General features: G+C 38.2%; 26 protein-coding genes and 1 tRNA gene. 18 read left to right on the top strand and 9 right to left on the bottom strand.

Annotation, left to right across the window (positions count from 1 at the left end; genetic code table 11):
* Nucleotides 1–514: 514 nt before the first annotated feature.
* From thrS to rplT, 4 genes are all read left to right on the top strand, one after another.
* Entirely contained in the window at nt 515–2,455 is a 1,941-nt protein-coding gene (gene thrS / locus ACFQZJ_RS13675; protein WP_379935303.1) for a threonine--tRNA ligase, read from the top strand.
* A 30-nt stretch (nt 2,456–2,485) separates the two neighbouring features.
* Nucleotides 2,486–3,043 carry a translation initiation factor IF-3 gene (infC, locus tag ACFQZJ_RS13670; protein WP_379935314.1) on the top strand — a complete coding sequence of 186 codons (558 nt, stop codon included), beginning with the start codon at nt 2,486–2,488 and terminating at the stop codon, nt 3,041–3,043.
* Between the two features lie 355 nt (nt 3,044–3,398).
* Nucleotides 3,399–3,596, top strand: coding sequence for a 50S ribosomal protein L35 (gene rpmI, locus ACFQZJ_RS13665; protein ID WP_379935301.1), 198 nt, complete (start codon nt 3,399–3,401; stop codon nt 3,594–3,596).
* A gap of 101 nt (nt 3,597–3,697) precedes the next feature.
* Nucleotides 3,698–4,042: a 50S ribosomal protein L20 gene (rplT, locus tag ACFQZJ_RS13660; RefSeq protein WP_379935299.1), complete on the top strand. Its 345-nt coding sequence runs from the start codon at nt 3,698–3,700 to the stop codon at nt 4,040–4,042.
* A gap of 366 nt (nt 4,043–4,408) precedes the next feature.
* Here the strand turns inward: rplT and ACFQZJ_RS13655 are convergent, their stop codons facing one another.
* Nucleotides 4,409–4,831 (bottom strand): secondary thiamine-phosphate synthase enzyme YjbQ, encoded by a 423-nt coding sequence (locus ACFQZJ_RS13655; RefSeq protein ID WP_379935297.1) that lies wholly within the window; start codon nt 4,829–4,831, stop codon nt 4,409–4,411.
* 92 nt (nt 4,832–4,923) lie between these two features.
* Between ACFQZJ_RS13655 and ACFQZJ_RS13650 the strand changes: the two genes are divergently transcribed.
* On the top strand, nt 4,924–5,724 hold the full coding sequence (locus ACFQZJ_RS13650; RefSeq protein WP_379935295.1) for an HAD family hydrolase: 801 nt from the start codon (nt 4,924–4,926) through the stop codon (nt 5,722–5,724).
* Between the two features lie 120 nt (nt 5,725–5,844).
* Entirely contained in the window at nt 5,845–6,759 is a 915-nt protein-coding gene (locus ACFQZJ_RS13645) for a DUF1338 domain-containing protein (protein WP_379935294.1), read from the top strand.
* Here the strand turns inward: ACFQZJ_RS13645 and ACFQZJ_RS13640 are convergent.
* The 6 genes from ACFQZJ_RS13640 to tgt form a co-directional block, all read right to left on the bottom strand.
* Nucleotides 6,756–8,018: an asparagine synthetase B gene (locus ACFQZJ_RS13640; RefSeq protein WP_379935292.1), complete on the bottom strand. Its 1,263-nt coding sequence runs from the start codon at nt 8,016–8,018 to the stop codon at nt 6,756–6,758. The genes ACFQZJ_RS13645 and ACFQZJ_RS13640 overlap by 4 nt on opposite strands.
* Nucleotides 8,019–8,261: 243 nt before the next feature.
* Nucleotides 8,262–9,812, bottom strand: a complete 1,551-nt coding sequence (dnaB, locus tag ACFQZJ_RS13635) for a replicative DNA helicase (RefSeq protein ID WP_379935291.1) — start codon at nt 9,810–9,812, stop codon at nt 8,262–8,264.
* A gap of 167 nt (nt 9,813–9,979) precedes the next feature.
* On the bottom strand, nt 9,980–10,933 hold the full coding sequence (locus ACFQZJ_RS13630) for an acetyl-CoA carboxylase carboxyltransferase subunit alpha (protein ID WP_379935289.1): 954 nt from the start codon (nt 10,931–10,933) through the stop codon (nt 9,980–9,982).
* Between the two features lie 52 nt (nt 10,934–10,985).
* On the bottom strand, nt 10,986–11,885 hold the full coding sequence (locus tag ACFQZJ_RS13625) for a DMT family transporter (protein ID WP_379935288.1): 900 nt from the start codon (nt 11,883–11,885) through the stop codon (nt 10,986–10,988).
* On the bottom strand, nt 11,872–12,954 hold the full coding sequence (locus ACFQZJ_RS13620) for an LptF/LptG family permease (protein WP_379935287.1): 1,083 nt from the start codon (nt 12,952–12,954) through the stop codon (nt 11,872–11,874). The genes ACFQZJ_RS13625 and ACFQZJ_RS13620 overlap by 14 nt, the downstream gene beginning before the upstream one ends.
* Nucleotides 12,954–14,084, bottom strand: coding sequence for a tRNA guanosine(34) transglycosylase Tgt (gene tgt / locus ACFQZJ_RS13615; RefSeq protein ID WP_379935285.1), 1,131 nt, complete (start codon nt 14,082–14,084; stop codon nt 12,954–12,956). Before tgt ends, ACFQZJ_RS13620 begins: the two co-directional genes overlap by 1 nt.
* A 725-nt stretch (nt 14,085–14,809) precedes the next feature.
* Between tgt and ACFQZJ_RS13610 the strand changes: the two genes are divergently transcribed.
* On the top strand, nt 14,810–15,397 hold the full coding sequence (locus ACFQZJ_RS13610; RefSeq protein WP_379935283.1) for a porin family protein: 588 nt from the start codon (nt 14,810–14,812) through the stop codon (nt 15,395–15,397).
* A gap of 234 nt (nt 15,398–15,631) precedes the next feature.
* On the opposite strand, the gene ACFQZJ_RS13605 is transcribed toward ACFQZJ_RS13610, so the two are convergent.
* Nucleotides 15,632–16,615 carry an FKBP-type peptidyl-prolyl cis-trans isomerase gene (locus tag ACFQZJ_RS13605; protein WP_379935281.1) on the bottom strand — a complete coding sequence of 328 codons (984 nt, stop codon included), beginning with the start codon at nt 16,613–16,615 and terminating at the stop codon, nt 15,632–15,634.
* A 74-nt stretch (nt 16,616–16,689) separates the two neighbouring features.
* Between ACFQZJ_RS13605 and ACFQZJ_RS13600 the strand changes: the two genes are divergently transcribed.
* Together ACFQZJ_RS13600 and ACFQZJ_RS13595 are read left to right on the top strand one after the other, a co-directional pair.
* Nucleotides 16,690–17,088, top strand: a complete 399-nt coding sequence (locus ACFQZJ_RS13600) for an RNA-binding S4 domain-containing protein (protein WP_379935279.1) — start codon at nt 16,690–16,692, stop codon at nt 17,086–17,088.
* A gap of 226 nt (nt 17,089–17,314) precedes the next feature.
* A complete protein-coding gene (locus ACFQZJ_RS13595; RefSeq protein WP_379935277.1) occupies nt 17,315–17,812 on the top strand; it encodes a phosphoribosyltransferase family protein in 498 nt (165 codons plus the stop codon).
* On the opposite strand, the gene ACFQZJ_RS13590 is transcribed toward ACFQZJ_RS13595, so the two are convergent.
* A complete protein-coding gene (locus ACFQZJ_RS13590; protein ID WP_379935275.1) occupies nt 17,804–18,319 on the bottom strand; it encodes a shikimate kinase in 516 nt (171 codons plus the stop codon). The genes ACFQZJ_RS13595 and ACFQZJ_RS13590 overlap by 9 nt on opposite strands.
* Nucleotides 18,320–18,456: 137 nt before the next feature.
* Between ACFQZJ_RS13590 and ACFQZJ_RS13585 the strand changes: the two genes are divergently transcribed.
* The 9 genes from ACFQZJ_RS13585 (at nt 18,457) to ACFQZJ_RS13545 (ending at nt 25,759) form a co-directional block, all read left to right on the top strand.
* Nucleotides 18,457–18,532, top strand: a tRNA-Lys gene (locus ACFQZJ_RS13585).
* 239 nt (nt 18,533–18,771) lie between these two features.
* The gene (locus tag ACFQZJ_RS13580) at nt 18,772–19,995 is read left to right on the top strand and encodes a site-specific integrase (RefSeq protein ID WP_379935273.1); all 1,224 of its coding nucleotides are present in this window, start codon (nt 18,772–18,774) and stop codon (nt 19,993–19,995) included.
* Nucleotides 19,996–20,190: 195 nt separating this feature from the next.
* On the top strand, nt 20,191–20,679 hold the full coding sequence (locus ACFQZJ_RS13575) for an asparaginase domain-containing protein (protein WP_379935271.1): 489 nt from the start codon (nt 20,191–20,193) through the stop codon (nt 20,677–20,679).
* 11 nt (nt 20,680–20,690) lie between these two features.
* Nucleotides 20,691–21,617: a LuxR C-terminal-related transcriptional regulator gene (locus ACFQZJ_RS13570; protein WP_379935269.1), complete on the top strand. Its 927-nt coding sequence runs from the start codon at nt 20,691–20,693 to the stop codon at nt 21,615–21,617.
* Nucleotides 21,618–21,859: 242 nt separating this feature from the next.
* On the top strand, nt 21,860–22,696 hold the full coding sequence (locus tag ACFQZJ_RS13565) for an RteC domain-containing protein (protein ID WP_379935267.1): 837 nt from the start codon (nt 21,860–21,862) through the stop codon (nt 22,694–22,696).
* A 326-nt stretch (nt 22,697–23,022) separates the two neighbouring features.
* A complete protein-coding gene (locus tag ACFQZJ_RS13560; RefSeq protein WP_379935266.1) occupies nt 23,023–23,313 on the top strand; it encodes a helix-turn-helix domain-containing protein in 291 nt (96 codons plus the stop codon).
* A complete protein-coding gene (locus ACFQZJ_RS13555; RefSeq protein ID WP_379935264.1) occupies nt 23,310–23,957 on the top strand; it encodes a hypothetical protein in 648 nt (215 codons plus the stop codon). The genes ACFQZJ_RS13560 and ACFQZJ_RS13555 overlap by 4 nt, the downstream gene beginning before the upstream one ends.
* Nucleotides 23,941–24,597 (top strand): ATPase, encoded by a 657-nt coding sequence (locus ACFQZJ_RS13550; protein ID WP_379935263.1) that lies wholly within the window; start codon nt 23,941–23,943, stop codon nt 24,595–24,597. The genes ACFQZJ_RS13555 and ACFQZJ_RS13550 overlap by 17 nt, the downstream gene beginning before the upstream one ends.
* Before the next feature lie 46 nt (nt 24,598–24,643).
* On the top strand, nt 24,644–25,759 hold the full coding sequence (locus tag ACFQZJ_RS13545; RefSeq protein ID WP_379935261.1) for a hypothetical protein: 1,116 nt from the start codon (nt 24,644–24,646) through the stop codon (nt 25,757–25,759).
* The last annotated feature ends 32 nt before the right edge of the window (nt 25,760–25,791 follow it).

Raw genomic sequence — 25,791 nt, 5'->3', positions numbered from 1 at the left:
GCCATTTGCCTAAGCGGCTGCAAATATACAACTGTTTTTATTCCCGACAAGCTTTTTCAAAAAAAAAATATTTTTTTTTCCAAGGCCGGGAAAACAACCGGACACCAACAACACTTTTAAGGAACGTACCGCTACTAAAACTACATCACATAGCCCGTTTGCGGGGTGCAAATGTAACACCCTTTTTCAAACCGACAACAATAAAAAACAATCTTTTTTCAACCTTTTTCAACACAAGGCCATAAGACACTATAAAATAAGTGATTATAAACCCAACCCAGCATCAAAAAGGGCATTGAATTTACTATATTTTAAAGAAATAACCAAATAGAACTGTTAGAAAATGTGTTTTGAAGCGCATACCCCGCTTTGCAGGTTACTTTGAACGTCACTTCTTTCCTTGTAACAACTAAAACCTTCTAAAATCAGAAAACAAAACACCGAAAACAGAGCATTATATTATTGTAGACCTAATACCAACGCATTATCTTTGCCTTCCATATATAAAGACACAATGATTAATATTACCTTACCCGATGGCTCTTTAAAACAATTTAACAAAGGAGCTACCCCAATGGACGTTGCCAACAGTATTAGCCATGGGCTTGCTAGAAACGTTATCTCCGCAAAATTCAAAGATACCATTGTAGAGACCGCTACCCCCTTAACGGAAGACGGGACATTGACCTTATTTACATGGAACGACCAGGAGGGAAAAACTGCCTTTTGGCATTCTACCTCACATATTGTCGCACAGGCACTGGAAGAACTATATCCCGGAATAAAATTAACCATAGGACCCGCAATTGAAAATGGTTTTTATTACGATGTAGAATTACCCGAAGGAAGTATCTCTGATAAGGATTTTCAGAAAATCGAACAAAAGGCAATCGAAATAGCCAGGGGCAAACACGAATTTAAAATGCGTTCTTTAAGCAAATCCGAGGCGCTAGATTTTTACAAAGAACAAGGAAACGAATATAAAGTAGAGCTTATAGAAAATTTAGAGGATGGCACCATTACCTTTTGCGATCATGACAGCTTTACCGATCTTTGTCGTGGAGGACATATTCCCAACACGGGCATCGTTAAGGCGATAAAAATTCTTAGCGTTGCCGGCGCTTATTGGAGAGGAGATGAAAACAATACCCAACTTACGCGGGTTTATGGCATATCTTTTCCAAAACAGAAAGAGCTTACAGAGTACCTTGCACTTTTAGAAGAAGCGAAAAAGAGAGATCACAGAAAACTTGGAAAAGAACTTGAATTATTTACGTTTTCACAGAAAGTAGGGCAAGGTCTTCCCTTATGGCTACCAAAAGGGGCCGCATTACGAGAACGTTTGGAGCAATTTCTTAAAAAAGCGCAAAAGAAAGCCGGGTACGAGATGGTCATGACACCGCATATTGGTCAAAAGGAACTATATGTGACCTCTGGGCATTATGCCAAATACGGTGAGGACAGCTTTCAGCCTATAAAAACACCTAAAGACGATGAAGAGTTTTTACTTAAACCGATGAATTGCCCACATCATTGTGAAATTTACAAAACAAAACCTTTTAGCTATAAGGATCTACCTAAAAGATATGCCGAATTTGGTACCGTTTACAGGTACGAACAAAGCGGGGAACTCCATGGATTAACAAGAGTTAGAGGGTTTACTCAAGACGATGCACATATTTTCTGCATGCCAGAACAGTTGGACCAGGAATTCAAAGATGTAATCGACCTGTCCTTATATGTATTAAAATCCCTTGGTTTCGAAGATTTCACTGCGCAAGTATCTGTAAGAGATTTGAACAATCCCGACAAATACATAGGCTCTGTTGAAAATTGGGAAAAGGCAGAGCAAGCCATTATCAACGCGGCAGACGAAAAAGGACTAGATTATGTTATAGAAAAGGGAGAAGCTGCATTTTACGGGCCAAAGCTTGACTTCATGGTCAAAGATGCTTTAGGAAGAAAATGGCAATTAGGTACCATACAGGTCGATTACAATCTACCTGAACGATTTGAACTCACCTATAAAGGCAGTGACAACGAACTTCATAGACCTGTAATGATTCATAGGGCCCCTTTTGGAAGCATGGAGCGCTTTATCGCCCTATTGCTAGAACATACGGGTGGTAATTTCCCCTTATGGTTGACTCCGGAACAGGCGATTATTTTACCTGTTAGCGAGAAACACGAAAAATATGCTGAAAAAGTTTTAAAATCCCTAGAAAATAACGAAATTCGCGCCCTCTTGGATAGTAGAAATGAAACTATAGGCAAGAAAATACGAGAAGCAGAGATGAATAAAATACCATTTATGCTGATTGTAGGTGAAACCGATGAGAAGGCCAATACCATATCCGTTCGAAAGCATGGAGGAGAAGATTTAGGAGCAATTTCGATAGCAGCGTTCACGGACTTGGTAAATACTGAAATAAATAGTACCTTAAAGTCGTTTTAAAAAAATAAGTTTAATTAAAAATTATTAGTCATAGCAATACGTAAAAGATTTAGGCCTCAACCTAGAAGGGAAAATAAAAATCCCCACAATATCAATGAAAAAATACTTGCTCCAGAAGTAAGGTTGGTTGGCGACAATGTGGAAATTGGTGTATACCCTATCAGAAAAGCTTTGGATTTATCCAAGGAATTAGAATTGGATTTGGTGGAAATTTCACCAAAAGCAAATCCACCTGTTTGTAAGATAATAGATTACAAGAAATTCTTATACGAACAGAAAAAGAGGGACAAGGCCATGAAGGCAAAAGCCTCCAAAGTGGTCGTAAAAGAAATTCGTTTTGGTCCCAATACAGATGACCATGATTACGAGTTTAAGAAGAAGCACGCTGAAAAATTCCTTAAAGAAGGTGCCAAGCTTAAGGCTTATGTATTTTTTAAAGGAAGGTCTATCGTTTATAAAGATCAAGGTGAAATATTACTTTTAAAATTAGCGTCTGAATTAGAAGAACTTGGAAAGGTAGAGCAAATGCCAAAGTTGGAAGGGAAAAGAATGACCATGTTCTTAGCTCCTAAAACGAAAAGTAAATAAGAAATCGGTTTTAGGAAAAGTCGATTTTAAGATAAGGAACGCTGCTTGCCCATTGCAAGTGGCGTTTAGATTGAAATAAGGCCGATTAAATAAGTTGAAGTAAAGGAAACCCTGGAGGATTTTGGTGTAGGAGTACGATTAACACCAAAGACACGGAAAGCCAAGATACTGAGACAAGACATAGATAAAAATGAAACCCGGAGATGCAGCTATGCTGTAACGAGTTCGATAAAATACTGAAACCCGAAGATGCAGCGATGCTGAAACGAGTTCGATAAAATACTGAAACCCGAAGATGCAGCGATGCTGAAACGAGTTCAGCATAAAGTGAGATTAATTAATTAAATAGGAGAAAATGCCTAAACAGAAAACAAAATCCAGTGCTAAAAAGCGATTTAAGCTTACCGGTTCTGGTAAAATCAAAAGAAAGCACGCTTTTAAGAGCCACATTCTTACAAAGAAATCTAAAAAGCGAAAGCTTGCGTTAACTCATTCCACTTTGGTGCATGACCATGACGTAAACAGTATAAAAGAGCAATTACGTTTAAAGTAATTTGTTTTTTAGAACAAGGTAAAATTATTAACCATGGAGTTAGGCACTGAAGTTCCGAAATTAAAAGCATAGGACGCCTACTACAAAAAAAATTAAAAGAAATGCCAAGATCAGTAAATGCAGTAGCTTCCAGAGCCAGAAGAAAAAAGGTGATGAAGCAAGCCAAAGGCTACTTTGGAAGACGTAAAAACGTTTGGACAGTAGCAAAAAACGCGGTTGAAAAAGCAATGTTATATGCTTACAGAGACCGTAGAAACAAAAAAAGAACGTTTCGCGCACTATGGATTACCCGTATCAATGCAGGTGCAAGACAACACGGAATGTCCTATTCTCAATTTATGGGTAAAGTAAAAGCCAATAATATAGAACTCAACAGAAAAGTTCTTGCCGATTTGGCCATGAACCATCCCGATGCTTTTAAAGCGATTGTAGATCAGGTAAAATAAAATAAATCTTATATCTCACTTGAAAATCCGATTCTAACGAATCGGATTTTTTTATTTTGAGCACTCCACACGCGCTTCATCCATTGGCCTTTACCATTGCCATTTAAACTCCTGCCATTCAACCAACTCATTTCTATTACTATAATGGCCTTGCACCAATATAGAAGAAACTGTTCCCCTTTACCCGTCGTTAATTTCTACTCCCTTTAACAAGGGATGCGTTTCTCCTTCAACAAGCTTCTCGTCGTCATTTACCTTAAAAAAATAAACCCGTCTTCCGGCGTTGTGAAATTTTTGATAACTAAAATTATAATTTTGTTCAAATTGGCTTCCTCCGTAGCCTTCTACATATTACTCAGATTCTTATCACCTCCCGAAAACAGTAATCACAATATCCCTTCCAGAAGCATTGTTTCTATGCTCACAAAGATAAATGCCCTGCCAGATCCCTAGGTTCAATTTTCCGTTTGTTATCGGAATCTGTACAGAAGCACCCATCAGCGATGCTTTGATATGTGCGGGCATATCGTCCGAACCTTCATAGGTATGTATATAATACGGAGCATTTTCCGGCACCATAATATTTATATGCCTTTCAAAATCGGTTCGTACACTTGGATCGGCATTTTCGTTTATGGTCAAACTAGCGGAGGTGTGCTGAATGAATACCTGACATATTCCAATGTTAATGGTTGACATTTCTGGACATGCCCCGACAACTTTATCCGTTATTAAGTGAAACCCTCTTGGCAACGGGGGCAACTTCACTTTTTGCTGAAACCAACTCATTTGTTACTACTTTTCGTTTTCATAAAACTATCTGCGCATCCATGGGTAATCCCTTCTATTGAAATACCTTTGCATACTAAATTAAGCAACAGATGGATGTATCCAAAATAAAGATGGTAGTAACCGACATGGACGGCACACTACTGAACTCCAACCACGAGGTAAGCAGCCGTTTCTTTGAACTATTTACCGGTCTCAAGTCCAAAGGAATACTATTTGTTGCGGCCAGCGGAAGACAATATAACAGTATAATAGACAAACTAGGCCCCATAAAGAACGACATTATTGTGGTAGCAGAAAACGGTGGTTTTGTAGTGCAAAGAGAAAAGGAATTGTTATCCACTCCCCTACCCAACAAATATGTTACCGAAACCTTGAGTATCCTAAACCAACAAACGGACATACATCCCGTACTTTGTGGTAAACATACCGCATACCTCACTAAAAAATCAGATGCTTTCGTAGACAAATTAAAAGAATACTATTCAGAATTTGTGTTGGTAGACCAACTAGAAAACGTTAGCGCAGAAATTATTAAAGTGGCTATGTATCATTTTGAAAGTTCGGAAAAGCATATTTATCCACATGTAAAACATTTGGAAAACCTGCTTCAAGTCAAAGTCTCAGGAAGTAACTGGGTAGATATCTCCAGCGCAAATGCTAATAAAGGTTTTGCCCTACAACAATTGATGGATACACATAATATAAAGCCAAATGAGTTGATGGTTTTTGGAGATTATAATAACGACTTGGAAATGTTGGCGCTCGCAGATTATAGTTTTGCCATGGAGAATGCCCATTCCAATGTGAAAAGCACGGCAAAATTTCAAACATTATCCAACAACAACTTTGGTGTTGAACTAGTACTTGAAAAATTGTTGTCGCAATTGTGATACGGAAACGCCCAGAAAAACGTTAGTATCAACCAGGTTCGACATCTTGTTTTTGTTCAAACCAATAAACGTCTAAACACAATTATTTTACCAATAACAGCACCACTAATTACCATAGCTATGAAATTTAATAAGAACGCTGATCTTGACAAACTTATGACCCTTCTTTTCGAACCTTACAAAGAAAGTGTTTCGGATGTACAAAAGGTATCTAACGCCTTGCTAGACAGGGGAGTTATCACATCAGATACTGAAATTGTAAATGATCATATTGCGTTTAGGACCCTTGGGGTCCCGTTTTTAGGCATAACATCTTTAGAAAAAATATTCCTGCACTATGGATATGAAAAAAGGGACTATTATTATTTTGAAGCCAAGAAGTTAAATGCGTATTGGTATGCGCCGCCAGCACCGGAATACCCAAGAATATTCATAAGTGAATTGCGGGTTTCCGATTTACCAGCAGCCACAATAGCGGTAATAAAACAATATACGAAGCAAGTTACATCCGACCCCGTAGACGCTATGGACTTAAATGATGTAGCCGCCGTTGGAAATTTTTTCTACACCTCTCTATGGGACTTGCCAACTATTGAAGACTATACAGCACTTGCAAAAGAAAGTGAATATGCCGCGTGGGTAATTTATAATCGTTATTATCTAAATCACTATACCATTAGCGTACATGAGCTCAAAAACGGTTACAATACTATGGAAACGTTCAACTCATTTTTAGTGGATATAGGTATACAGCTTAACACCTCTGGTGGTATCATAAAACAGAGTGCAGATGGCCTTCTTAGACAAAGCAGTTCGGTTGCCAAAATGATGGAAGCTACCTTTAAGAACGGTGAAAAAATGAAAATTCCGGGAAGCTATGTGGAATTTGCGGAACGGCTTGCCCTGCCTGAATTCAAAGATATACCAAAGAATCAACTTGTTAGAACACAAAGAAGGGATGGATTTGAATCTGCCAATGCTGATAAGATTTTTGAAAGTACGTATGCCTCTCAGACCGGCTCCAAAACAAGCTAAGTTTTCTGTTTCTTTTTTCGAGCCGCTGGAAACAGCACATTGTTTAAAATTAATCTGTAGCCGGGAGAAGTGGGATGCAACTCCAATTCGGTTTTTGGATCCCCTACCCTATGCTGATAGTCTTCCGGATCGTGCCCTCCATAGAAGGTAAAAAAACCTTTACCCTTGATGCCATGGATGTATCTCGCTTCTCCGTTTAACTTGTTTTCTCCTAATACTAATACGGTAGGTTTGATCTGCGGTCTATTAAAGGCCGTTGTCTGCCCCATAAAACCCTTTACAAGGGAAGTGTGGTTCTGGCATAGCATCGTAGGCACCACATCCCATTTGGCAGAAAAATCCATCAACGAAAAATAATCCGACTCCCTGGGAACATTACCTCTTTTCGTAGTCATATCGATGGAAGAAAACTCATATTTCATCGGGTTTCTTTCCAGGGTAAAATCGGTAAACGCGAATGTTTTTCTGAAATCCAAACTAGCCTGATAATTGGGGTCGGAGGCATCCCCATCGAACATAGGTTCACAGATATCCACACCATCGGCAGCAAGGGCTATGTCAAAACTATCCGTAGCGGAGCACATAGCAAACATGAATCCACCACCGATTACATAGTTCCTGATTTTTTGGGCAACGGCGCCCTTTTGCTCCGAAACTTTGTCATAACCCAATTTTTTGGCCAATTTTTCAGCCTCCTTTTTACCATCTATATACCAAGGTGTTGCTCTATATGCCCCATAAAACTTACCATATTGACCGGTAAAATCCTCATGATGGAGGTGCAGCCAATCATACAAAGCTAGTTTATCACTTAATACTTCCTCATCATAAATAGTTACATACGGTATTTCGGCATAGGTCAATACCATGGTTACGGCATCGTCCCAAGGTTGATTTCCTTGCGGAGAATACACTGCAATCTTAGGCGCTTTCTCCAAAATAACCGCATCTTGATTTTTGGACGGACTGCTAATCTCATCCAAAATAGCGTTCGCTTGATTATCCGATACAACTTCAAAAGACACACCGCGTATCTGGCATTCTTTTCGGATACTTTCCCCGTCTGGCAACAAAAAAGAACCGCCCCTGTAGTTTAACAACCACTGTACCTTCTGTTGTTTGGCGAGCACCCAGTACGTAATACCGTAGGCTTTTAAGTGGTTTTTTTGACTATCCGCATCCATGGGTATAAGGATGGAGCTGGCAGACAAGGATAAAGAAATAAGAATAAAGAAAAGAGAAAAAATACCTTTACGCATATGGTGCTTTCTTTAGAGCTGACAACTCAAAGATAAACCAAAAAGCGGTGCTCCCTAAAAAGGCACTAGTTAAAGAAATGGCAAAAAAAGAAAACAGTCTCCTAAGGCCGTAGCCAGCGAATTTAACTTCCAAGGCGAGGATTAAAGATTACGGGGCTAGTCTTTCGTATTTGGGTTTGGCTTAAATTTATTTTTTTTGAACTTGAACTTGAAACTTCAGCATAAAGCTTGCCCCATCCGTAGTTAAAACGGTACCTCATCATCGTCCTCCGGATCTAAACCTGGGTTCATGTTGCTACCAAAGGCTTGATCCGTTGTAGGCAAATTTTTGGTTGCGAACGGATTCTCTTCGTTTTCGTTCATCTTCGATTGGAATTCAAAAGGGGAGTCAAAATCGTCCAGGTTGTCGAACTTACCTAAATTACCAATAAATTTCAGTCGGATATTCTCCAGTCCACCGTTCCTATGCTTGGCCACAATCAACTCTCCCTGGCCTTGTGTGGGACTTCTTTCCTCATCGTCCCATTCGTCTATCTTATAATATTCAGGCCTGTAGATAAAAGCAACAATATCCGCATCTTGCTCAATGGCACCGGATTCCCTAAGATCCGACAGCAAAGGCCTTTTGCTCCCCCCACGTGTTTCCACGGCCCTTGATAGTTGTGAGAGTGCAATTACGGGGATATTGAGTTCCTTTGCCAATGCTTTTAGGTTACGCGATATTGTAGAAATTTCCTGTTCCCTATTCCCTCCTTTTTGAGAACCACCCGCAGTCATGAGCTGTAGGTAATCGATTACGATCATTTTAATGCCATGTTGGGAAGCCAAACGCCTTGCTTTTGCCCTAAGGTCAAAGATAGAAAGAGATGGCGTATCGTCTATGAACAGCGGCGCCTTTTCAAGTGCCTTCACCTTCACGTTCAACTGTTCCCATTCGTGCTTTTCCAATTTTCCTGTTCGTAGCTTTTCCGAGGAAAGTCCGGTCTCCGAAGATATTAAACGGGTAATCAGTTGTACGGAAGACATCTCACAGGAGAAAAATGCTACCGGAATGTTGGAATTTACGGCCATGTTCTTTGCCATGGACAAGGTTAATGCCGTTTTACCCATACCTGGACGTGCCGCTATAATAATCAAATCACTAGGCTGCCAACCAGAGGTAAGCTTATCCACTTTATCAAAACCGGAGGGCACGCCACTTAAGCCTTCCTTATTGGCAATTTCCTCTATTCTTTTCTTGGCCTGTATCACCAAATTCTGAGCCGTTTCCGCAGAGCGCTTTAAATTTCCTTGTGTAACATCGTACAACTTGGATTCCGCCGCATCCAACAAGTCAAAAACATCGGTGCTTTCGTCGTACGCTTCTTCTATAATTTCATTGGAAATCTTAATCAAACTCCTCTGAATATACTTCTGTAGAATTATGCGGGCATGAAACTCGATATGGGCAGATGAAGCTACCTTTTGGGTGAGTTTTATCAAGTAGAAATCACCTCCTATCGCCTCTAGTTTACCAACTTTCTTCAACTGGGAGGAAACGGTTAATAAATCCACTGGTTGGGACTCTTCGAACAACACAAATATAGCTTCATATATAAACCGGTGCGCATCCTTGTAGAAAACATCTGGATGTAAAATATCGATAACCTCATCGACTCCTTTCTTGTCGATCATCATGGCGCCAATCACAACCTCCTCCAAATCAACTGCTTGTGGTGGAATCTTACCCCTTTCAAGGCTAATAATAGTAGATTTGTCGATCTTACGACCAACTAAAGGTTTCGTGTTCTCCATGAATGCGAAAATATACAATTAACGTTTAGCTAACACTGGATTCCCGTTCAAGGATGTTCACAGTTCACTAACAATTACCTGTTAATAAGTTACAATTTTATGTTGATAACAAAAAAAATCCAGAGAATAAAAACTCTGGATTTTCCTGAGGTTGCAAAAATGGCATATCAACCATTAAAAACACCCATCTCCTCGTATTTTTCCATACGTAGTTTCACAAGTTCTTTTGGTGATAACTTTTGAAGTTCACCATAATGTGAAACTATTTTGTTCTTCAGGATGTCAAAGGTCTTTTCCCTATTGGCATGTGCACCGCCAGCGGGTTCCCTAACGATCTCATCAATTAATTTCAGCTTCTTCATATCGGTCGCCGTTAATTTTAAAGCGGTTGCGGCAATCTCCTTGTACTCCCAGCTTCTCCATAAAATAGAAGAACAGGATTCCGGTGAGATAACCGAGTACCAAGTATTTTCCAACATCAAAACTTTGTCGCCTACACCGATACCCAAAGCTCCACCCGAGGCACCTTCACCTATAATAGCAACGATAATGGGTACTTTAAGTCTTGTCATCTCCATAATGTTACGTGCAATGGCCTCTCCCTGTCCACGCTCTTCCGCTTCAATTCCTGGGTAAGCTCCAGGTGTATCTATCAAACAGACTACCGGGATATTAAATTTTTCGGCAGATTTCATAAGACGCAGTGCTTTCCGGTAGCCTTCCGGGTTTGCCATACCAAAGTTCCGGTACTGCCTTGTCTTTGTATTATATCCTTTTTGCTGTCCAATGAACATAAAAGATTGGTCACCTATTTTCCCCAGACCACCGATCATGGCCTTGTCATCCTTAACGGTGCGATCCCCATGCAGTTCCAAAAAAGTATCACCACAAATAGCCTTTATATAGTCTAGCGTATACGGCCTATTTGGGTGTCTTGATAGCTGCACGCGCTGCCACGCCGTAAGGTTCTTATATATATCCTTTCTGGTTTCGGCTAATTTTTTTTCTATCTGCTTGCAGGTTTCGGTAACGTCAACATCACTCTCCTCCCCAATAATCATACACTTGTCCAATTGGTCTTCCAGCTCCTTTATGGGAAGTTCAAAATCCAAATATTCCATAGTTCAAAAAAAGATTTAGTTAGTTGTGGCCTCAAAGATAAAACTTTAATGGCTATTCTTTAGCTGATGTCTGTTTTTTACTGGTGCTATGTTTGAGAATACCATTTGCTATCACTGTCAATAATATAATCAAAGCGCCCACATAAAATAGTGGATTCATCTGTTCCCGAGCGCCAAAAAATACCCATGCCATTAGAATCCCATAAACGGGTTCTAGGTTATTGGTGAGCATTACCGTATAAGCGGTAAGCACTCGCATTATCTTTACGGACGCAATAAATGCATAGGATGTACATAGTAAGGCCAAAATAATAAGATACCACCAATCTGCCGTTTGTACTGCAAAAAAGTCCGAGGTAAAACCTCCGGTAACACCAAGCAATAAGCTTAAAAATATAGATCCGATACCTAATTCATAAAACGATATTACCGAGGGTCCGTTCTTCTTCACAAGTTGTGCGTTCACAATCGAAAAAATAGCCGCTAAAAGGGACGATACCAAAGCGATTACCATACCATATAGATGGTTGGACTCTACTCGAAAAATCAGATAAAGACCCAATATTACCAATACCCCAAACAACAGTTCATAACCAACTACTTTTCGCTTAAATAGAATAGGCTCTAAAATCGCCGTAAAAAAAGCACCCGTGGACATCATTGCCAAGGCTACGGAAACCGTAGAGACTTTAATGGCCATAAAAAAAGTAACCCAATGTAAGGCTACAACGATTCCCGCAAAAATGAACCAGAGCAGGGTTTTCTTAGTTACTCGAAGAGTGAATTTTGATGCGCGGATATACAGGTAAATAAAGAAAGCTGCCAATCCCATTCTATACCATACCAACGGTAAGGAATCCAAAGAAATTAGTTTTCCCAGAATTGCGGTAAAACCGTAGATAAATACTATAACATGAAGATGGAGGAGGTTACTTAATCTATCTTTTTGCATTTTGTAACAAATAAAGCGCCAAAGCGCCAAAGAGAACGTTAGGAATGACCACCGCCAAAAGCGGTGAAAACCCCGATTGCTCCGCGAGGGTTCCAAAAACCTTATCAAAGAATACGAAGACAAAAGCAACCAAAATCCCAAAGGCCAAGTTGACCCCCATTCCCCCTCGCCTTTTTACAGAAGAAACGGCAACGGCTATAATGGTAAGAATAAAGGCGGTAAGCGGTAATGCCCACCTTTTATATTTCACCAGCACATAGGTATTGATATTGGACGCCCCTTTTCTTCTTTGGCTTTTTATGAATGCGTCCAGTTCGTAAAGATTCTTTGTTTCCGCTACGTAAGACACTTGGGTAAGGTCGTTAATTTTAAACGGGAACAAAGTGTCCAATCGTCTTTTACTTTCAATCAATGCCGTATCTCCCTTAATCGTTCTCTTGCTATAAGACGTTAATCTATACGTACTATCTTTCTCTACCCACCTAATATTTGCGGCAGCAATTTTAAATTCAAGTTCGTTTTTATCATCAAACCGTTCAAACGTAAAATTATTTCCCAATTGCCGAGCAGGATCAAAGCTGCTTACATAAATAAAATCCCGTTCGTTCAACTGATTAAAAATATTAGTGGTAATACGGTCTTGCTTTCCCTTTTTAAGGTATTTGAATTTAAACTCGTTAAAACCAAGACTTGCGCTGGGTACAATGAACATGGTCATAAAAAACATCAAAACGGCAATAATGGATGCACCGATCAAGTACGGGCGTAAAAACCTTCCGTAAGATACACCAGAGCTTAATATCGCAACGATTTCGGTATTGTTCGCAAGCTTGGACGTAAAGAAAATAACGGAAAGGAAAAGAAATATGGGGAACAGCAGGTTCCCTATATAAATGGTAAAATTGAGGTAATAGATCAGAATTTCGTTCAACGGTGCTTCATTGTCGATCATTTTTCCGATCTGTTCCGCCAAATTCACCATGATACCGATGGGAATGAACAGGAGCAACATCAATGAAAATGTTGCTAAATACCTTTTTAAAATATATTTATCCAGTATCGAAAGCATTACAGCCTTTTATCCATTTGTTTTACCATCCTATCTTTCCATTCTCTAAAATCGCCCGCCAATATACGCTTTCTGGCCTCACGCACCAACCACAGATAGAACCCAAGATTGTGTATGGTGGCTATCTGTTTACCAAGGTATTCGTTGGCAGCGAACAAATGGCGCAAATAAGCCTTGCTATATTCACGATCCACAAATGTAGTTCCCATTTCATCCAAGGGAGAAAAATCATCCTCCCACTTTTTATTTTTTATGTTGATGGTTCCATGCGCGGTAAACAACATTCCGTTTCTGGCATTCCTTGTGGGCATAACACAATCGAACATATCTACTCCCAGTGCAATGTTTTCCAAAATATTTATTGGCGTTCCTACACCCATTAAATATCTTGGTTTGTCTTCGGGTAAAATTTCGCAGACCACCTCGGTCATTGCATATAGTTCATCGGCCGGCTCCCCTACGGATAGGCCACCTATTGCATTACCTTCCGCTCCTGCGTTCGCAATATATTCGGCGGACTGTCTTCTTAAATCTTTATATGTGGAACCCTGAACAATGGGGAAAAAAGACTGCGCGTAATCATACTCAAAAGGAGTCTTTTCCAAGTGATCAATACACCTATCCAACCAGCGATGTGTCATGTGCATGGAACGTTTTGCGTAATTGTAGTCACAGGGGTATGGCGTACACTCATCAAAGGCCATAATGATATCCGCACCGATCACCCGTTGTATTTCCATAACATTCTCAGGCGTGAACATGTGGGTAGAACCGTCTATATGCGATTTAAACTTTACGCCTTCCTCCTTAATTTTTCTATTTGCGGAAAGGGAATATACTTGGTAGCCTCCACTATCCGTTAGGATGTTCCTATCCCATCCCATAAACTTATGCAGCCCCCCGGCTTGTTTTAAAATCTGGGTCTTGGGTCTTAGAAACAAATGATAGGTGTTGCCAAGGATAATATCGGGGTCAATTTCTTCCCGTAGTTCTTTTTGATGTACTCCCTTAACGGAAGCCACGGTACCCACCGGCATAAAAATTGGAGTCTGTATAGTGCCGTGGTCCGTTTCTATACTCCCTGCCCTAGCTTTGCTAAGCACATCTGTCTTGTGTAAGGTAAATTTCAAAAGCTTATGAATAAGAGTGCAAATATAATGAACTCAACCTCGACAAAACTTAAATAAAAGTAAAGATGTATCGGATGCTAGGCCTTAGATTTGAGATTTGAAAAATTGGAAATTGGAAATTGGAAATTGGACAAACTACTTGGTATACTATTTAATTCCAAAATAAAACCATTTTACGTATAAGTTTTTACTTCATAACGATTTACTAAACATTATCACAGCGAACTTTGTACAACTCGCTATCCCCTTTTACAGTACCTGTTTCTTATAGGGAAAGTTATGTAAACGAACGGGTATTGGTTAAGACGCTTAAGGAGGTTTATATGATTTTTCAACCTAACGGCTATTATACCAGTTCGCGTTTGAAATTCAGCCAAAGAAATTGAATTGTTCTTTTGGCCTGTGAAAAAGAAAAACCGGGCATAGCCTAACTACGGCTTATTTTTATTTTGAAGTAGGACGTAAAAACACACGATTTATCGGCTTATTATCAATTGGTACATGGTATTACTTTTAAGTTTAAGTTAAGGGTTTCCGACCCATTTCCTAAATAGGACAGCCTGCTCTGATAATTCTGCGGGGCTGTTCCTTTTTATCCGAGTTAACAGAGTAGGCGAACGCCTAAAACAATAAAGCAGAAGGCATTGCGTTCTGATGGTATATGGAGAAACAGGATGTTTGGTATTGTTATTGATTACCATTTCATTCATCAAAACAAAATGATTATGAAAAAATTAGTAGTTATTACAGTAGTAGCCCTGTCCGGATTTTTTGGTTTAGCGCAAACTGGTTCCGGGTTTGGTATTAAAGGTGGTATCAACTATGCAGGAAATGGAGATTTCTTCAATTCCGCAGAGAATGCCGTTACTTCACCGGATAGAAATGTAGGCTATCATGTTGGTGTTTTTGGAAAACTTGGCAACAAGTTATACTTGAGACCGGAGCTAGTCTACACGAGTACTACCTCAGGGTATAACGAGGGGGACTTAAAAGTTAATAAATTGGATGTACCCGTTTTGGTTGGCTTAAAGGTCATAGGGCCACTGAATATTTTTGCAGGCCCGGCATTTCAATATATTTTGAATAATAAGTTTGACGGTGTTACCATAGATAACGTTGAGAAGGACTTTACGGTTGGCCTTAATATAGGAGCAGGCGTAAGTTTTGGGAAATTTGGTTTGGATGTGCGCTACGAAAGAGGATTTAGCGAGAACGAATTGAATTTTATCAACAGTAACATCCTTACCCTAAACGGAGATCGCGTAGACACAAGACCAGATCAGATTATACTTAGCCTTTCTTTAAAATTATAGCCTGTGTTGGTGCACTACTGGCATTTGCCAACTATAAATCAGCCAATGCGTAGTTTAGTTTTGCCGTTCTATAAAAAAATCTTGAAACTGACAATCTCCGAGGCACGGCCGTTGGGGAATGATTTAGATTCAATTTCTTTGGCCGCTTACCAAAAGAGAACTGGTAGAACACCAAATATAAAAGCCCTTTACGAATCTCGTAAAGGGCTTATTACTATACATTATCAGTGTAAATTACGAGTCTATATCCAAATGGTCAGGGATGTCATCATCATCCGTAAACCTAAAGGAGTCATAACTGCCATCTTCTTTTAAATTGATTTCTTCTATTGTAGGTATGCCGTCGTTATCGTCGTCTGCATCCTGATAGTTAGGTATAAACGACCTTACTTCATCTTCACTGTCCGTATTGTCATCATTTAGATTGCCGTTATTGTTAACGTCTTCTAATATAGATGGAATTCCGTCTCCATCTAAATCTGTATTCGGCTCGTAGCTAAAAGCATCCACCTTAAACACCAATGGCGCGTAGGGAGGAACTAAATTACTAATTGGTTGACTAAAATACCCCAAACCGGAAGGCATAAAAATCGCTCCAATTCCGTAGCCTTGGTAGCTAAAGGTACCGTCCCCATTTTCTACAGGATCCGTTCCTGTCTTGAAATATTGCATGCCTCTACCTAAACCATAAGTATTGAATCCGCCGTCACCAAGAACTGATAAGTTAATTTTGGTAGGCTGATTAATAACGGATTCAAACAAATTTCCATTGAGTACAAAACCCTCTAATCTCAAAATAACATTATCACCAATGGAGGGCGTCTTATCCGATGCACCCTGACGTGCCATTAACACATATAATACATGATCTATCTCTTCTCCATCAGTTCTACCAAAACTTTCTGAAGAAACTTTTATGGTCTCCGTAATCAAATTAGGGCTATCAAAAATTGATATTTTATCGGCATTATTCCCGGCAATGGTATCGAATCGAATTTGATAATCAAAATCGTCGGCAGGACTTTGAAATTCCTCGTAATTATAAAAATGTGACTTCAAAAAAGCCACTATCTCTGCATCATCTTCATTGACCTGTTCACTTAACAACCTTGGTGGCACTCTTTCGGGTTGTGGAGGTCCACTATCGTCATCACTTTTACAAGACCATATTGCAGCTGCAATAAAAACAACCCAATAGAAATTTTTAACGTTCATCATCACAATTATTAAGCGCGCAAGATACAATTTTCCCCTATTTTTGCTTAGAACCTTAACAAAGATTTTGATTTGCAATGCGTATAGATAAATACTTGTGGAGCACGCGCTACTTTAAAACTCGTAACATTGCCACCAATGCCTGTAAAAAGGGTCACATTAAAATAAACGACAATTTAGCTAAACCGGGTAGGGAGGTTTTTCCGATGGATAATATTACAGTTCGTAAAAATCAAATCAATTATCAATTCACTGTGTTGGATATTCCCCCAAGTCGTGTAGGAGCCAAATTGGTAGACATGTATAGAAAGGATACGACTCCAAAAGAAGCTTTTGAACACAACGAACTGTTACAATACTCCAAGGAGTACTATCGAAAAAAAGGTGCAGGTAGGCCTACGAAGAAAGATAGAAGAGAAATAGAGGATTATTTGGAGGAGCCAATGGAGAAACCTAAAGAGGAAAATGAGGATTGAAATGGTTCAAGGTTCAAGGTTCAAGGTTCAAGGCTCAAGGTTCAAGGTTCAAGGTTCAAGGTTCAAGGTTCAAAAATTTATAAAAGACAGGTAACTTTGGTTCCATTTTTTTCTGTTAATTTTACATGGAGCGTGGATGTTTCTGGAATTAACAAGTAGTTGTTATTAATAGCGCGAATGTACAAGCAGTAAATTACGGTAGTAAAGAAATCAAAGTAATTAGCAAATGGAACAACTTATTCTTACCCACGAGCAGATACAATTTAAAGTCAGACGAATTGCCTATCAAATCTATGAGGCGAATGTTAATACCGAAGAAATTATTATCGCCGGTATAGAAGGTGGTGGTATTAAGTTCGCAAAAAAAATAATTAGTATCCTACGAAAGATAACCGCCACAGAAATCACGCTATGTAAAGTGATCATGGACAAAAATAATCCGCTGAAAAGCGGTGTAAGCACTTCTATCCCAGAAGAAGCCTACCAAAACAAATCTATTGTGCTGGTAGATGACGTTCTAAATTCGGGTACAACGCTTATCTATGGTGTGCATCATTTCTTAAGAACACCCCTAAAACAGCTTAAAACCGCGGTACTAGTTAACCGGAACCATAAAAAATACCCGGTTAAGGCAGATTATAAAGGAATCTCCTTGTCTACTTCTTTGCAAGAACATGTAAATGTATTCTTTGAAGCCAAGAACGATAGGGTATTTTTAAACTAAGCCTTGCATTATTTCTTGAGCTACATCTTCAACGGACTTTCCGTCACAAGAAATGGTCCTTGCGGCTTTGTTATAAAAGTAGCTGCGCTCGAACAGATGCTTACCAATAAACTCTTGAAGCTCTTCATCCTTAATACCTGCGATCAGGGGCCGATGTGCTTTTTCACCGGACAACCTTTTTACGAGTTCCTTTAAGGAAACATTTAAGTATACATTATGTTTTGTTGCTGTCGTAATGGCGTCCATATTATTTCCATAGCAGGGGGTTCCTCCACCTGTAGACAATAAAATATCTGACTCCGAGCTTAAAATTTCATTCAAGTAAAAAAATTCTTTTTTTCTAAAATAGAGCTCTCCATTATCTGAAAATAGTTGGTCTATTGTCTTTCCTTCGGCTTTTTCTATGTATTCGTCTAAATCTAAAAAATTAATTTTCAATTGTTTAGCTACCAACTTTCCGATGGTTGACTTACCACTACCCATATAACCTACCAATACTATTTTCACCTGTTTGTTTTGTGCAAAATTGAGCTAAATAATGTGTATTTCAAAAAAAAAGAAATTTATCTTAAAAAGCGTTTGGTAAGTAAAGATATCAACTTATATTTGCACCCGCATTCAGGGCATGGATGTGTTAAAATTTTGACCTGGTAGCTCAGTTGGTAGAGCATCTCCCTTTTAAGGAGAGGGTCCTGGGTTCGAGCCCCAGCCAGGTCACCAATTCGGAAACCATCCGAGACCAAAACCTTGCTAATCTTATGATTTGCGAGGTTTTTTGTTTTTTAGATAATCATATTAAATGATATGATTTAGTTTATTATGGTAACAATAAGGTAACATTTTTTAAAAATGGTAACATAATTGGTAACACTTTAATAATTTACGTTTTAAAGACAAAAATCTTGCATTGTTGATTTGACTTTCGTTTAACCAAATGTTTCATTTAAAAGACGAACAACATGCGAAGTACTTCAACATTCTCAGTACTATTTTGGGTTCATTCCACCAGAATAGACAAAAACAATTCTGCCCCGATTTATGCAAGGATTACCATTAATAAAAACCGGGTCAGTATAAGCCTCAAACAAAAAATTGATTTGAACTTGTGGGATTCACTCAAGCAAAAAGCAAGAGGTAGTAGTGAAACTGCAAGGAGAACCAATTACTATTTAGACGAAACAAAATCAGAATTAATTAAAAGTTATAGAGATTTAAAGAACGAAGGTAAAGTTGTTACTGCGGAATTAGTTAAGGCCAGATACTTGGGTGAGGATAAAAAAATCTATTCCCTGAAAGACATATTCAAATATCATAACGATAAAATGGGTATTAAGCTTGCCCCTAAAACTCTATGTCATTACTGTACAACCCAAAAATACCTTCTAGCCTATATTTCAGATGAATACAAAAAGTCAGATATGTATCTTCAAGATTTAGATTATTCATTTGTTCTTGGCTTTGAAAGCTTTTTACGCTCTTATAAACCGAGTCACTATCAAGGTAGAATCGGCAATAATGCAGTAATGAAACATATTCAAAGACTTCGAAGAATGGTAACTCTAGCTTATCATATTGAATGGATACAAAGAGACCCTTTCGTAAAGTTCAAAGCAAAAATGGAAAAGAAAGAGCGCGAATTCCTGACCAAACGGGAACTTGAAAAAATTGAAACCTTAAAAACACCAATTGAAAGGCTAGCAGTGGTAAAAGACCTGTTCATCTTTAGCTGTTATACCGGAATATCTTACGGTGATATTATGGACTTAACTAAGAAATCTATTGTTCGTGGTATCGATGATAATCGTTGGTTGATGGCGAATCGAAATAAAACAGGCACTCCCTTTAAAATCCCACTACTCCCAACTGCTGAATCATTAATCCAGAAATACGAAAATCATCACCGCACTCAATTTAACGGCAAGTTACTTCCCACAATTTCTAATCAACGATTGAATAGCTATCTTAAAGAGATAGCAGACTTATGTGGTATACAAAAGAACTTGACCTTTCACATGGCCCGACATACGTTTGCAACGACTGTTACTTTGACCAACGGAGTACCCATTGAAACTGTTTCAAAACTTCTTGGTCACACCAAATTAGCTACTACTCAAATATATGCTAGAGTTATCGAAAGAAAGTTGAGCGAGGACATGCAGAACCTTAGAGAAAGACTAAATTAATTGGATTGAAGGCTATGAACTATAATCAATGTATGTGCATTTCGTCTTAATTGTATTATTCTTGTAAGATTTTTAATATTAATTGCGTAACTTAAGGTTAGTCAAATTAACTGCCAAAGCCCCGATACCACTTTTATATTTTAGAGTTTGCCATGTAAAGATGGTATTTCCATTTATTAGAAATCTTATTTTAAAATGATTTGGATAATTACTACAGGCGGAACGATTGAAGGTCTCGAATATGACAATGAGTCCGAAAATATTGTTGCTCCAGTTTCAATTAAAAACCTACTGAAAAAGACCAAATGTTCAGTCGAATACGAGATTGACAATGCTTTTTCCAAGGATAGTCGTTTCATAACACAAGTGGATAGAGAACTACTTAGCACCAAAGTAAAAGCTGCCAATTCGGAACATATTCTAATTACGCATGGTACACTTACCATGGTAGAGACCGCTGAGTATTTGGGCAAACTTGATATGAACAAGACTATAGTGCTGGTAGGAGCATTTATTCTAGCAACTAAAAAAGACACGGATGCACCAGCCAATCTAGATTTTGCAATTGCTGCTCTTCAAAGATTAGAAAAAGGAGTTTACATCGCCATGAATGAAAAAGTCTTGCGCTGGGACAAGGTCAAAAAGAACATTGTTCAAAATAGATTTGAAGAAAAGATGGATTAAAACAATGAACAATGTTTGGAACCTCGCTACATTGGACGACTTTCTTTTACACCCTTATCAATACGATTTTGGTGATTTTAGCCTTGATACAATCTAAGCGACTTGACCATACCAATATTAATCGATACTTAATTCTTGGGCTACTATTCGTCTGTTATAACTTAACTGGCGGTTTACTTCCAGTCAATGATTTTCCTGGTCCCTTTATTTCACAATATATTATTACATATGGTGTGGCAATTGCCATGTGTGTTTATGTGGTTAAATATCTCTATAATGAATATGACATTGTAGTTTTAAAATTAAGATTGACCGTAGCTAATATCGCCTACTATGTTATTGCATGTTTTGTTTTATTGTTTCTTCTTCCCTACTATTTTAATGACTCAATAGACTTATCAAGAATATATTTTTCGGTTCCAGTTTCTGCAATCTGTTTGTACATCTGCTGGGCGTTTTTTAAGAAAATTTCAAACCCTGACAAACCTTATCCCTTCGTACTTCGTAGAAATAAATTTTCATTGATTAGTATTACGTGCATTGGTTTGCTGCCTATTCTTACCGTAATTGGAGATTATCAATGGTTAACTTTTACAGTTATAAATATTGCTTTCTATTGTATTACATTTATGGAAATAGATAGATACCTATACTTCCTTGAAAATAAAGGAAAAATGCAAGAAGTATTTAATTATTATGAAAACCTCAAAGGTACAAGTGTAGCTTCAAATCTTCATAAGAACGGACTCTCGAGAAGAGAAATGGAAGTAGCGATGTCTATTTTAGAAAATAAAAACTACAAACAGATCGCAAAAGATTTATTCATTGCAGAAAGTACCGTTTCCAAACATGCCTCAAATATTTTTAAGAAAACTGAAGTAAAAAATAGGAAATCCTTTTTACAACGTTACTCCATAATATTGTCAAGCTCTCAATAGCCTTAAATACTCAACATTCCTGGCTAATCCGTATAAAAATACGGCTGATTCCGTAGAAAATACGGTAATACACCAGGCCCTTTTGATATCAGTTTCGCTAATTTTAATAGCTATGTCAATGGAACAAAACCCAAATGAATTTTTTCCCATGCAGATCTAAAATCCATAAATTAAAAAACAGAATAACAAGCTTAACTAATTGGGCCATTTTCTTGATGTAGTCGGAAGACTGAATTAAAGAAATGATTGTACGCCTCAAAGAAATATCTAAGGAATTCTCGTCAAAGCTAGATGACATTGAAACTAACCATCCTGAAATCTTGGATTGCGCCAATAGTGTAATAGTTCTTTGTCGCCGGACCTTACATGAACTTAAAGGTCTATTGTTACAAAAGGATTTCAAATCCATTGAAAATGAAATTGAATTTTTCAAAAATATCAAACAGGTTACAGCTGTACCCCTGGTTTACTATTCAGAACTGCGCTCTTTTGAGCTTCAATTCCCTATGGCTAATGCCAATTCGCAGAAAAAGTATATCAATAAAAAGATAGCAAAACTTAACCGCTTCTTTACTCAAAACATTGATTTCATACAATACATTCAACAAGACCATTCCCATTTCGACCTTCAATATTTCACTAGAGAATTTGCAGAACCCTACCACATTGTCTCCTCCAAATTTTACTTTCAAGACCCAGACTTCACAACTGCTCGCGATATGCTACTAGCAAAAGTTAAAGCCTATCGAAAATTTATTAACTATCTCCAAAATAGACAGAACTCTAAAACTGGTATCAATAACTATCAATCTGAAACTATAACTAAAAAACTACAATGGACATCTACTAAAGCAGCTCTTACGGAATTGGTGTATGGTCTTTACGCAAGTGGAGCGTTAAATGGTGGCAACGCAGACATCATAGAAATTGCAACTGCTTTGCAAAAAGTATTTCACTTTGACCTAGGCGATTTCTATAAAATATATGCGGAAATAAAGTTCAGAAAACACAGCCGAACTAAGTTCTTAGATAGAGCAACTACAAACCTTATTTCTCTAATGGACGACTCTGAAAAATAGTCTTCAAAAAACCGTACTACGGTTGAACTCCTGTTTTTATAATTCTCAATATATTTTGCGATTTTCTCCATCATTAAATCACTCCCTTCACCATTAAATAACTTCAAATAGCATCAAATATCAAGATGTTAAATTTTTACCGTACTATGGTCTTACTGGTGAATAAAATCGAATAAACCGCTTCAAATTTGTTGAACGAAAGTCAAATCGAAAGATTCACGAACACTTATTTATGAAAATATAAAATTCGTGAGCTAAATCAAGTCAGGGACTATCATTTAAAAATTGTAACCGTTGATAGTCCCTTTCTATTAAAAAAGTTCATTATGCCGACAAGTATTATTACAACAGATGACCTTCGAGATTTCAAACTAGAACTACTCGATGACATTAAAAAATTACTCACCAAACAGAGTCAAGGAAAGCTAAAGAAGTATCTCAAATCTTCAGAGATTCGAGAACTGCTTCAAATTAGTCCGGGTACCTTACAGAATCTTCGAATCAATGGCACACTTCCATATACAAAAATGGGCGGTATCATTTTCTATGATGCTGATGAAATACAAAAAGTAATGCTCTCTAATCGAATTAATCATAAACCGATTCGGGATGTATGAATTATATCAAACAGCTCAATGCCGCTTTCCAGTTAATCGTGGAGGATTCTAGACTGAATGCTACACATGTGAGCTTATATATGGCCCTATTTCAACTTTGGAATATTACACGCTTTGCAAAGGTGTTCTACATAAATCGTCAAGAAGTGATGCAGCTCTGCAAAATAGGTTCAAAAAGTACATATCACAGATGTTTAACTGATTTAACAAACTGGAAGTATATTGAATATTTACCCTCACACAACATGTACAAAGGCAGCGAAGTGAGGATGTCTATTTTTGGGACAACCTCTGGACAAGCAAAGGCCAACCATGAAACAAGCACTGAACAAGGGCTGGTATCTAATATAAACAGTAATAAACAAAAAGAAAACAATAGTAAACCTAAGCTGCCAAAAAATGAAAATGAGGTGATTGATTTTTTTAAAAGCAAAAAATGGCCACCTATGGAAGGATTAAAATTTTACAATCACTATCAAGCCATTGGGTGGAAACAAGGCGGTAAAATAAAAATTGTGGATTGGACGGCAAGTGCCAGTAACTGGATGCAGAAAGCAAAACAAATTGAAACGGCAAAAGAGCAGTCCCATTTTAAGGACAACCTCCGAACTACTAAAATAAAAGACTATGATGAACCCCTGTAAAATCGTGGAAGGTGGTGTGGAATACAACCTGGGAAAATTTGATGGAAAGAGCATGGTCTATGATTTTCCTAAAATTCTGGTGTATCTCGATGCCAAAGGAAAATTACTCTTTGGAAAAGATTTTAAAATCTACGACGACGACCACAAAATCATACTAAAACTCTGCAACTACTTTATCAACGACAAAGAAAAGTGCGCCGAAGATAACATTGACCCGGACAAAGGAATTTTACTAACCGGCCCCGTAGGTTGCGGAAAAACAACATTGATGCGGCTATTGAAACATCTCGTTCCGATGCAGAGACCGTATTGCGTAATTCCTGCTCGTAATATTGTTTTTGGTTTTAATCACATAGGCTATAAAACCATAGAAGATTTTGGCAACGGACAATTCTTTTGCTTTGACGATTTGGGCGTAGAACCCATCGGAAGACATTTTGGAAAAGATTGTAACGTAATGGGTGAAATACTTCTGTCCCGTTATGAGTTTTTTCTTGAAACTAAAATTAAAACACACGCCACTACAAATCTGAGCGCTAAAGAATTGGAAGATATGTATGGCAATCGGGTACGAAGTAGAATGCGCAAATTATTCAATTTGGTCGCCTTTGATAAAAATGCAAATGATAAACGCAAGTAGAAACAGATTTCCGCCATCGCGGAATTGAAAAATAAAAGTCATTCTTATGAAAATAGCAACATTCAATATTCAGAATTTGTTCCATAGAGACAAAAGTCTTAATGAAAAACCATTTGGTAAGTGTCTCACAGATTGGATGCAAGAATTAGATACCCTAATGAGAAAATCAAGCAAAAGCGAAACTGAGCAAGATAGAATTCGGGACTTATCTTTTTTACTCGGATTTGAAAAAGCAGCACCCAGACCCTATGCCGTTTTAAGACGGAAAGCAGGTTTTCTTTATATGAAAGGCATTCATCACTCAACGGAAACACGAGCTGGGCATTTAACCAACTGGAACGGGTGGATAGAACTTCAAACCAAGCCCATTCCGCCTTCTGCAACAGACAACAAAGCAAAAGTTATAGCGGAAGTCAATGCGGATGTTCTACTACTACAAGAAGTTGAAGGAAGAGCTTCTTTGGAAGAATTCAACCGAGAGCTACTACCAAAGTTCGGTTGCGAACCTTACGACCATTCCTTCGTTATACAGACGAATGACATGAAGGGCTTGGAAATTGCTATTCTGTTGCGCGAAGGATACACACTTGAAACCATAAAAACGCATTTAATTGGTGGTTATAGTGACCTATACCAAAACCTTGTAGAATATGAAATTATCACTCCTGCATCTGAGAAAATATATGTTTTAGCAACCAATCTCGTCAATCAGACTGATGACCAAAAAATAGCCGATACTATCAGAAAGAATCAAGTTGAAGATATTGCCAAAATTTATAAAACCCTACTAGCCCAAGGAAAACCCAATGTTATTATTGCAGGAACTTTTAATACGCCCTCCTACTGCGATTCATTAGCACCCTTATTCCAAAATACAGATGCAAAGGATATCACCAAGCACTTATCTTTTGATGTCGTAACGGATGAAGGAGATGATGCCACCTATTTTCGTTTAGGCGCATACCGAATGGGTGTAAACATTAAACAGAAAGATTATTTACTATTCTCTCCGGCACTCTTTGAACAAATGCAAGATAGCGGCTTAAACCGTAAAGCAATGTGGCCAAAGAAAAAGCCGCAGTGGTCTACTTACAAAGAGGTTACGAGTAGATATAACGCTGCTAGTAAGCATCCTTTGGTTTGGGGAAAGGTGAAGTTTTAACCCAATGACTTACGGATTTCGCATCTTTGTTT

The organism is Maribacter chungangensis (genome assembly GCF_042676845.1).
Lineage (GTDB): Bacteria > Bacteroidota > Bacteroidia > Flavobacteriales > Flavobacteriaceae > Maribacter > Maribacter chungangensis.
This window is presented reverse-complemented; position numbering and strand designations above follow the sequence as displayed.